Here is a 2587-nt window from a genome sequence, read left to right as displayed (position 1 = left end):
CGCCTCGGCAACATTTTCGGGCGTCAGACCACCGGCCAGCATCCAGGGCGCCTGCCAGTATTTCTTGCCCGCCAGAAGCTGCCAGTCAAAACTGATGCCATTGCCGCCAGGAAGCTCAGCCCCCTTGGGGGCCTTGGCATCAATCATAATCTGATCCGCAATCTGGGAGTAGAGATCGATCGGCGCAAGATCCGCAGCTTCGGCGACGCCGATGACCTTCATCACCGGCAGACCATAGCGTGATTTCACCTCGGCCACGCGCTCCGGGCTCTCGTTGCCATGCAGCTGGATCATGTCCAAAGGCACCGCGCCGATGATGGCATCCAGCTCGTCATCCGTAGGATCCACCACCAGACCGACCTTTGCCAGCCCGACAGGTGCGCCCGAGGCGAGCACTGCCGCCTGCGCAATCGAGACGGAGCGCTTTGATTTTGGGAAGAAATTCAGCCCCACATAGGCCGCGCCCGCCTCGGCGGCGGCGGCGATGTCTTCGGGCGTTTTCATGCCGCAGATCTTGGTGCGGATCTCGATCATGTCAGGAGGCATCCTCAAGGAGCGCCAGCACCTCGTCCTTGCCATCGTGCTTTTGCCGCTTGAGCCGCTTCACCTCGCGCGAGAGCTTCTTGACCTCGCCCTGTTTCACGCGAACTTCGCGGCGATGCTTATGCTCGCGCAGGTATTCCAGCACATAGCCAAGCGCCAGCCCAAGCGCCAAACCACCAAGCACCACCATGAAGAGCGGCAGGGTGATCGACGGGTTCACCCCGACCAGCTCCGCCAGCGCATCGGGCATCAGCTGCAAGGTGACCAACCCGCGATTGGCCAGGCTCACAGAGATCAACACCACGGCCAGTACGGCCCAGACAGCATAGCGGATGTAACGCATTTACTCTTTTCCGTTCAAACGATCACGCAGCAGCTTGCCGGTCTTGAAGAATGGCACGTGCTTTTCCTCGACATGGACCGTCTCGCCGGTGCGCGGGTTGCGCCCGACGCGGGCATCGCGTTTCTTGACAGAGAACGCGCCAAAGCCGCGCAGTTCAACCCGGTCCCCACGCGCCATCGCGTCGGTCACCTCGTCAAAGACCGTGTTGACGATCCGTTCCACATCTCGCTGATACAGGTGCGGGTTTTCGTCTGCAATCTTCTGGATCAGTTCGGAACGGATCATGCGTGTGGCCCTCCCAGCGCCGCGAATGGACTTAAGCGTGAACCGACTATAGGAAGAAAATTGTTCTACGCAAACAGGTTAGGTGAGCGACCATCGCGGAAATCTGCCAGTTCCTGCGGTTTTACCTGACTTGACGGGCTCTGCCGGTCACTCATGCGGCCATTCCCGCACAAGTTTCGGGCAATATGCGCCCGTTGCTGTCTCCGCGCCGCGATTGATTCGCCATCCGCCGACGCGCCGCAGGCTGTAGTCCGGTGCGACCATCCTGTGAGCGGAAACAGTCTTTGCTCCTGGCGCCGCAGGCCCTAAGGCTGAGCCCATGAGCATAGCGAACCCTGAACTCGACTTTCGTGTCATTCTTGATCAGATCTGCGCCGAGATGCAGGCCGCGCCCCATCGGGGCGAGGCGGCACAATATATCCCTGAACTGGCCTCGATCGATACCAACCAGTTTGGCATGGCGGTTGCACTGGCCGATGGGCGCGTGTTTGTCGGCGGCGACGCCGACCGGCGGTTTTCGATTCAATCGGTTTCCAAGGTTTTCACCCTGGCGCTGGCGCTTGGCCGCCTGGGCGAGGATCTCTGGCGCCGGGTGGGGCGCGAGCCCTCGGGCTTGCCGTTCAATTCGATCATGCAGCTCGAACATGAAGAGGGCATTCCCCGCAATCCCTTCATCAACCCCGGGGCGCTGGTGGTGACCGATGCGATTCTGGCAGGGCACGCCCCGCGTGAGGTCCTCGGCGAACTCCTGCGCTTTGTGCGCGCCGCCGCCGAGGATGACGACATTCACATCGACGAGGCCGTCGCCCGCTCCGAAACAGAGCACGGCGACCGCAACATGGCACTGGCCCATTTCATGGCGGCGCATGGCAATTTCCGCAACAGCCCGGCGCTGACCTGCGGCACCTATTTCCACCAATGCGCCATAGAGATGACGCCCCGGCAGCTGGCGATGTCCGGGCGCTTTCTTGTGGGGGGTCCGAATATGCCCGGCCTGATCGCCCGCGATCAGGTGCGCAGGATCAATGCCTTGATGCTGACCTGCGGCCATTATGATGGCTCTGGCGATTTTGCCTATCGCGTGGGCCTGCCGGGCAAAAGCGGCGTGGGCGGCGGCATTCTGGTAATCGCCCCGGGGCGAGCCTCGATCGCGGTCTGGTCGCCGGGGCTGAACCAATATGGCAATTCACACCTTGGCACCCTGGCGGTGGAGCGCTTTGCCCAGGCCACCGGCTGGTCGGTGTTCGGCTGACTGGCCGGCGCTGACGGCGATGGCCTTGTCGCCCGACCGCTTCGCCGATAAATGATATGTTATCACATACGAATCAAAAAGGTCCCCTGGTAATCCCCCCGTTTCTGCGGGGACTTGGTCGTAGAATTTACGCGGCCGTTCTCAGTTTCTGGGCGGGGGTCATC

At 61.7% G+C, this 2587-nt stretch carries 4 protein-coding genes; 1 reads left to right on the top strand and 3 read right to left on the bottom strand.

What is annotated here, in order from left to right; translation table 11 throughout:
- The 3 genes from HCZ87_RS20505 to ihfB form a co-directional block, all read right to left on the bottom strand.
- Positions 1-534, bottom strand: a 534-nt coding sequence (locus tag HCZ87_RS20505) for a phosphoribosylanthranilate isomerase (RefSeq protein WP_167646947.1), incomplete at its 3' end; no start/stop codon positions are given.
- Between the two features lies 1 nt (position 535).
- Positions 536-886: a lipopolysaccharide assembly protein LapA domain-containing protein gene (locus tag HCZ87_RS20500; protein ID WP_167646945.1), complete on the bottom strand. Its 351-nt coding sequence runs from the start codon at positions 884-886 to the stop codon at positions 536-538.
- A complete protein-coding gene (ihfB, locus tag HCZ87_RS20495) occupies positions 887-1171 on the bottom strand; it encodes an integration host factor subunit beta (RefSeq protein ID WP_167646943.1) in 285 nt (94 codons plus the stop codon).
- Between the two features lie 319 nt (positions 1172-1490).
- On the opposite strand from ihfB, the gene HCZ87_RS20490 reads away from it, so the two are divergent.
- Complete coding sequence (locus HCZ87_RS20490; RefSeq protein WP_167646941.1) at positions 1491-2423, top strand: glutaminase; 933 nt, start codon at positions 1491-1493, stop codon at positions 2421-2423.
- Positions 2424-2587: the final 164 nt, after the last annotated feature.

Origin of the sequence: Phaeobacter sp. HF9A (assembly GCF_011806385.1) — a bacterium.
Taxonomy (GTDB): Bacteria; Pseudomonadota; Alphaproteobacteria; order Rhodobacterales; family Rhodobacteraceae; genus Epibacterium.
This window is presented reverse-complemented; position numbering and strand designations above follow the sequence as displayed.

Coding starts and splice junctions, on each gene's coding strand:
- HCZ87_RS20490 (WP_167646941.1), top strand. CDS start 1,491: ATGAGCATAGCGAACCCTGAACTCGACTTTCGTGTCATTCTTGATCAG.
- ihfB (WP_167646943.1), bottom strand. CDS start 1,171: ATGATCCGTTCCGAACTGATCCAGAAGATTGCAGACGAAAACCCGCAC.
- HCZ87_RS20500 (WP_167646945.1), bottom strand. CDS start 886: ATGCGTTACATCCGCTATGCTGTCTGGGCCGTACTGGCCGTGGTGTTG.